The organism is Oceanobacillus sp. CAU 1775 (assembly GCF_054482815.1).
The window spans coordinates 660,911-667,753 of record NZ_JBTLRO010000001.1 but is presented as its reverse complement, the minus strand read 5'-3'; the positions used below and the strand labels follow the sequence as shown (position 1 = coordinate 667,753).

The window sequence follows — 6,843 nt, the reverse complement described above, 5'->3', positions numbered from 1 at the left end:
GGATTTGGACGGGTTACCACCTGACTATATCCATTATAAAGGACTTTTTCTTTGCATCATAGTAAATTAGTGAAGATTATGGGTATTTTAAATATTTCGTATTAATTAATGCAACGCTAGTGATTAAATTATCATTTAGTATTTCAAAATTCACTGTCGTTCAATACTAATCTGTTATATAATGTAAGTAAGCACTGAATAATTTCACAAGGGGGTTAGACGATGAGAAACAATCGATTATTTATATTACTAGCAAGTCTTCTCTTTGTAGCTTTTTTCTTAGTTGCTTGCGGCACTAGTAACGAACCTACGGAAAACGAACAAGGTAATGCCGATGAAGACGTTGAAGTAGAGGAGCCTGCTGAAGAGGAAGAAGTAGAAGAAGATGCTTCAAACGAAGAAGATACAGATGAAGAAAACACCTCTGAAGAAAGTGAAGAGGTAGATAATGAAGCAGAGGAATCGACAAGTACTGAAGATGAGACAGAGTCTGAACCTCAAGTTGTATTAGAAAATGATGCGTTTAGAATCTTTGAACCAGCACCTAACAGTGAGGTTGGAAATACGTTTACTGTTCGCGGGGAAGCTAGAGTTTTTGAAGCAGTTGTCACTTATGAATTTGAAGATGGTCACTTTATTTTAGACGAAGGAATTGCAATGACAGATCAAGGCGCACCTGACTGGGGAGAATTCGAAATAACGATTTCTTTCGATGAGTTGAGCAACGATCATGGTACAGTATTTCTATACGAACAAAGCCAGAAAGACGGCTCTAGACAGCATGAATTAGCGATACCTGTGAAACATAAAAAGTAAAATATAAAAGCTCCAAGAAAATGAGTAATCATCTTCTTGGAGCTTATTTATTTTCCCCGTCAATTTTATCTAGTTATACTATTTTGTCATAATAGCTTTAAACACAAAGTCACAACACTAGAAAAAAACCGACTAAAGTCTTTAAAAAAAGGAGAAGGACAAGGGAATATAATATGTCCTTGTAGAGGGCTGTTGAGGTCACTATGGGAAAATTCATTCAGGAGGGAAGGGAATCGTCGCGAATTATCCTTTACTAAGTGACTTGTTTTAGGAGCTTGAGGGAGCTTGCCCTTCTCTTAAAGCTAAGATACGAAAATTATAAATATCTGTCAAAAACAGTTTTTAAAATTTCAGAGTCTTTTTATGTCGAATCTTTTTAATTTAAAAATTTCAATAGCCTTTTTTCAATCAAAACTGTCTTTTCATGTCGAAAATAACCCCTATTTATAAAATAATGATGTTTTTTTTATATTTCTACAACCAGGCCTGGCTTCGCCAAAAATACTTCCTGATTTCCTTGACGTCTCGCGCTTTCTACGAGCTCTTCTAACTCACCAAAATGCGGTAAATGCGTTAACATCGTCTTTTTTACTTCTGCTTTTTTTGCGAGAACTCCAACTTCTTCTGCATTCATATGTCCTGCTACTTTCCCGTCCATTCCTTCATAAAAACTTGATTCGGCAATTAATAAATCGACATGCATTGCAAAATCGATATATTCTTCCATGAAGCTTGTATCTGCCGTATAAACGAGGGACTTATCTCCACCAATGATTTTCATTCCATATGTTTCTACGGAATGAATATTTTTTATAAAACTTATTTGGAATGGCCCAATGTTCAACGTTGATGCCTCATCAAAAGATTCGAACGTACTATTAGGAATCGATGTGATTTCTCTTTCCTTATCTTTATCCATTGGCCCGTAGATAGATAATTTTTGATTCGTCTTTCCTAGTTGCGTTTGGACGAGTCTTCCAAACATTAGTGCACCTAAATCACTTACATGATCGTAGTGATAATGGGATATAATAACGTGGTCAACTTCATGCAGCTCAATATGCTTTTGCAGATTCATCGCCACGCCGCTCCCACAATCAATTAATAAGCGAAATCCTTCGTGTTCTAATAAATATCCAGAGCATGCTCCATCACTTTTGGGGAATCCTCCCCATATGCCGACTACTGTTAGCTTCATTTAATTACCATCTTTCTGAATATATTTATTTAAATTATTCGCACCCTTTCAGTTTCTTTCAAATCTTAAAAGGGTATACTGATTTTTATATGTTATTAATTTATCATTAATAGGAGGATTTATGAAGAAAGTATCGATTGTTTTCTACATTGCCTTAGCAATTGTCATTGTGATGGTTATACTAGGAGCTACCTTCCCAGAAGAATTCAAAGATATAACTAGTTATGTACAAGGACTCGTATCCACTACTTTTGGATGGTATTATATGTTACTTATGACAGCTTTAGTAGTTGTCGCCCTAATTATTGCTTTCAGTCGGTTTGGTAAAATTCGCCTAGGAAAAGATAGTGATCGACCTGACTTTTCTACGATTACTTGGATTGGTATGTTATTCTCAGCTGGTATGGGTATTGGTCTTGTTTTCTATGGAGCTGCAGAACCATTAGCTCATTACATAGTTGATTCTCCCAATGCTGAAGTCGGATCAGATCAAGCCTTCAAAGATGCTCTTTCCTATTCCTATTTTCACTGGGGCTTACATGTATGGGCTATGTATGGAGTAGTTGCTTTATCCCTAGCATTTTTTCAGTTTAGAAAAGGTGAACCAGGTTTAATCTCGGCAACATTAAAGCCATTATTTGGAGACAGAATGAATGGACCATTTGGAGTTGCAGTTGATGTTCTTGCCGTATTTGCAACAGTATTTGGAGTTGCGACTTCATTAGGATTTGGTGCTTCTCAAATTAATGGTGGACTTTCGCATTTATTTGGTATTGATGTTGGATTTTGGCCGCAATTGATTATTATTATCGTTGCAACCATGTTATTTATTTTATCCGCATGGTCTGGTTTAAGCCGTGGAATCAGATACTTATCAAATACAAACGTTGTTTTAGCAGTTATTCTATTAATTATTGTTATTATTATTGGACCTACTGTATTAATTATGAATATGTTTACAGAGTCATTTGGTAATTATATTCAAAATATCGTGCAAATGAGTTTCCAAACAGCTCCACTTGCTGGTGATAATCGTGCTTGGCTTGATGGTTGGACAATATTTTATTGGGCATGGTGGGTTTCATGGGCTCCGTTTGTAGGAATGTTTATTGCCCGTGTATCACGCGGAAGAACAATTCGAGAGTTTTTACTTGGTGTGATGATTATACCAACTGTATTTATTTCAATCTGGTTTGCTGCGTTCGGAACTACTGCAGGTTTCTTCCAAGACTCTGGAGTAGATTTAGCGCAACATAGTACAGAGCTTGTGTTATTTAATATGTTTGACCAGCTACCTATGTCGTTTATCCTTTCGATATTAGCGATTCTGTTAATCGCATCATTCTTTATTACATCTGCCGACTCAGCTACATTTGTACTAGGTATGCAAACAAGTTTCGGATCACTAAGTCCTGCGAATACAATTAAAATCATCTGGGGCTTTGCACAGTCTGCTGTTGCTGTCATTTTACTCTATGTCGGCGGGCTTCAAGCTTTGCAGAATTCGATCATTATCGCCGCATTGCCATTCTCATTTGTCATCATTTTAATGGTAATAGCCCTCTATAAAGCATTGAAAAAAGAATTACCTTAATCAAAAAACTGGGTTTTGTGAAGATATATCACATCGCCCAGTTTTTCAATTTTATCTTATTCATTTTTGTTTATAAACCTTAAAACTTTTCCTTCCGTTTCATTTAAATTTGTTTCGTGAAAATTACCTTCCACCCAATCTTCAAACTGATTATGATAATAATCACTCTTAAAATGCCCACTTTGACCAGGCCCATTCAGATGGTAAGCAGTTTCTGTATCTGCAAGATCAATTACATATCGCCATGGTGCACCATGATTTACGATACCTGTTTCTTTATTATAAGCTGCAGCCATTACTGTATGCGCACTTCCATTCATCGGTTGGGGTTTCGTATTATTCAAGAAATATTCTAGGACGGGATGAATGTCTGATAATGGATGTCGGAATGCCACACGATGATGATCACCCCATTGCCAAGCATCCATTTCTTCTCCAAATGTAGTTTCAAGATGAGAGATCGCCTGCTCTAGACCTTGATGAACAACTTCTTGAATTCCCTCATTTTCTGCTAACCAAATGGAATCCTCACCTGTTAAACCTTTACGCAAAATAATATCTGTTGTTTGTCCTTTTACACTAAACATATCCATCATGGGTTCAGGTATATCAACATATAAAATACTTTCGATTTCTGTCATCCAACGTTGGAAGATAAGTGGTTCTGTTGTTTCTGCAAGATCAATATAATTCCATTTTTCTAGCATATCTAAGGCTGCTTGCTCCTTCTCCGTCAATGATGCATTTGAAAGCAACTGCGTAAATGCTGGAATAAACTCACGCGCTTGAAGGTTATGTGCATCCATTTGTAATTGTTGCATATCCTCAACAGCCAATGCTTCGCCTGTTTCTAAAACTTCGGCAATTCTCTCGTATCGGTAAGGTTGTGCCCACACATGACTAATATGATAAGGATAGTCATCTCCTACAACCTTGTTATTTGCGGTTGCTATATAACCTTTATCAGGATTAACTACTCGAGGCAATTCATCAAAAGGAATATAATCATTTAGCTCGTCCTCTGCAAGCCAGCCACGCATTGGCAGTAACGCTTGTTCAGGATTTTCATAAATCGGTATGTTCCCGTTTGCTTTATACGCAATCGTTCCATCATTTCCAGCAAAAACAAAATTCTGTGTTGGAACGAGGAATTTTTCCAAACCTCTTTCAAACTCCTCCCAATTGCTTGCTTTATTCATTTCTAAGATAGCTTCAAGCTCAGTTGTTGGTTCTAATGCCGTCCATTTTAAAGATAGGTCATGAGAGTTCCCTGCCTCCTCAGCAAATTCAGAAATAATAGGTCCGTGCCTTGTAACAACTACTTGATAATCCACCGTTTCTCCATCTTTAACCGCAATTGGTTCATCGATGATTTCTGCCTGCTCCCACTCATCTTCAAATAAAAACTCTTCAGGATTGTCAGGATTTCTTTCTTCAATATAAAGCTGTTGCACGTCTGGCCCTGTGTTTGTTACGCCCCAAGCAATTGATTCGTTATGACCTAGAATAATCCCTGGAACTCCAGCAAAGATAACGCCACTCACATTTACCTCAGGTGCCTCTAAATGCATTTGCAACCAAATCGATGGAGTTGCTAAGCCTAGATGAGGATCATTTGCTAGCAGAGGTTTGCCAGATGTCGTTTTTTCTCCACTAACAACCCAGTTATTACTCCCATTAAATTCATGCGGAATAACTACATGTTCAAAGCTTTTTACAATATCTATTTCCGTGTTATCAATAATTGTCGGTCTATTCTCGGGATAAACCGGAAAGAGCTCATAGGCTTTTTCCTCTGGAAATTGTTGAAGCGCATAATAATTAAATGCTTGCCTCTCCCAATTTCCACCCAAATCAAAGGCCATGAACTTTCCAATTGTTAGCGAATCAATCGGTGTCCATTCACCTGGTTCGATTCCCATCAACATAAATTCAGGCGGCAAACTATTTTGATCGATCGCATCTTCAATAAACGCATTGACTCCCGCCGCAAACCACTCAAGCACTTGCTTGCCTTCTTCACTATAAATTTCATAAGATTCCTCAGCAGCTCGTCTAAGACCTAACGTTCGGAAGTATTTATCCTGCTCAACCGCGCCTTCCCCAATAACTTCACTCAGCGTTCCAGAAGCTTGTCTCCGTGATAATTCCATTTGGAAAATTCGATGTTGCGCTTGCACATAACCTTGTGCCATATATAGATCCTGCTCATTTTCAGCCCTAATATGTGGGACACCACTCCCATCCGTTAAAACAGTAACTTCTTGCTTAAGAATCGGTAACGCAATCTCGCCCTCCACTTTTTCTACGGAACGACCAACATACCAATTTGCAAACAATGCAGCTAAAAGTATGACTAATAAAATAATTCCAAGCGTGATTAATATTATCTTTTTAATTGGTCTTTTTGTTTTTCTATTCATTATAGCTTCTTTGTTTTCCAATCAACTTCCCCCTTTTCCCTATACATTATATTTCTACATAAACTGCCAAGTTCCTTTAATGGAAGAAAAAAGATTATCTTTTCTGATTAGTGGAAGTGCGATAAAATATAGTGGGAGCGTGCCAATTCAGCTTTAATTATTTTCTCCCTAAATATTTTCCGAGGAAAGCCGATTCTATTAATAGAAACGAAAATTTTTGTAGCCTTTAGAAAAGAGGAAAGCCATAATGTATACAGACGAAGATTTAACAATTCGACCAATTAAAGAAAAAGACCTCCCACGTTTATGGGAATTAATTTACAAGGACGAGGCCCCAGAATGGAAGAAGTGGGATGCGCCATATTTTCCTCATCAATCAATGACTTTTGAAAACTTCCAAGCAAAAGCGAAAAACTGGATTGATACCGATGATATTTGGGCAGTAACGGTGAATGAAGAAGTTTGTGGAACTGTTTCTTATTATTACGAGGATGCCCAGAAAAACTGGTTGGAGATGGGAATCGTTCTTCACGAAGCCAAAAGTTGGTCAAAAGGACTTGGTACTCGAGCACTTCAATTATGGATGAAACATATTTTCAGCAATCTACCTGTTGTTCGCGTTGGGTTGACGACATGGTCGGGGAACAAGCGAATGATCCGAGTTGCAGAAAAATTACATATGCAGATGGAAGGCCGTATTCGAAAAGTTAGATTTTATGAAGGTGAATATTATGACTCTATTCGAATGGGGATTCTGCGCGAGGAATGGCAGGAGTTTTCACAGATCTAATCAGAGCATAACAAAAGGGACA

General features: G+C 37.6%; 5 protein-coding genes. 3 read left to right on the top strand and 2 right to left on the bottom strand.

What is annotated here, in order from left to right; all coding sequences use genetic code 11:
- The first annotated feature begins 222 nt into the window (after window positions 1–222).
- Window positions 223–816, top strand: coding sequence for a Gmad2 immunoglobulin-like domain-containing protein (locus tag ACXYMZ_RS03160; RefSeq protein ID WP_458946896.1), 594 nt, complete (start codon window positions 223–225; stop codon window positions 814–816).
- Between the two features lie 466 nt (window positions 817–1,282).
- Here the strand turns inward: ACXYMZ_RS03160 and ACXYMZ_RS03155 are convergent, their stop codons facing one another.
- Window positions 1,283–2,014, bottom strand: a complete 732-nt coding sequence (locus ACXYMZ_RS03155; protein ID WP_458946895.1) for an MBL fold metallo-hydrolase — start codon at window positions 2,012–2,014, stop codon at window positions 1,283–1,285.
- A gap of 121 nt (window positions 2,015–2,135) precedes the next feature.
- On the opposite strand from ACXYMZ_RS03155, the gene ACXYMZ_RS03150 reads away from it, so the two are divergent.
- Window positions 2,136–3,608 (top strand): glycine betaine uptake BCCT transporter, encoded by a 1,473-nt coding sequence (locus ACXYMZ_RS03150; RefSeq protein ID WP_458946894.1) that lies wholly within the window; start codon window positions 2,136–2,138, stop codon window positions 3,606–3,608.
- A 56-nt stretch (window positions 3,609–3,664) separates the two neighbouring features.
- Here the strand turns inward: ACXYMZ_RS03150 and ACXYMZ_RS03145 are convergent, their stop codons facing one another.
- Window positions 3,665–6,031 carry a penicillin acylase family protein gene (locus ACXYMZ_RS03145; protein WP_458946914.1) on the bottom strand — a complete coding sequence of 789 codons (2,367 nt, stop codon included), beginning with the start codon at window positions 6,029–6,031 and terminating at the stop codon, window positions 3,665–3,667.
- Window positions 6,032–6,278: 247 nt separating this feature from the next.
- Here ACXYMZ_RS03145 and ACXYMZ_RS03140 point away from each other — a divergent pair, with 247 nt between their 5' ends.
- Window positions 6,279–6,821, top strand: a complete 543-nt coding sequence (locus tag ACXYMZ_RS03140; protein ID WP_458946893.1) for a GNAT family N-acetyltransferase — start codon at window positions 6,279–6,281, stop codon at window positions 6,819–6,821.
- The last annotated feature ends 22 nt before the right edge of the window (window positions 6,822–6,843 follow it).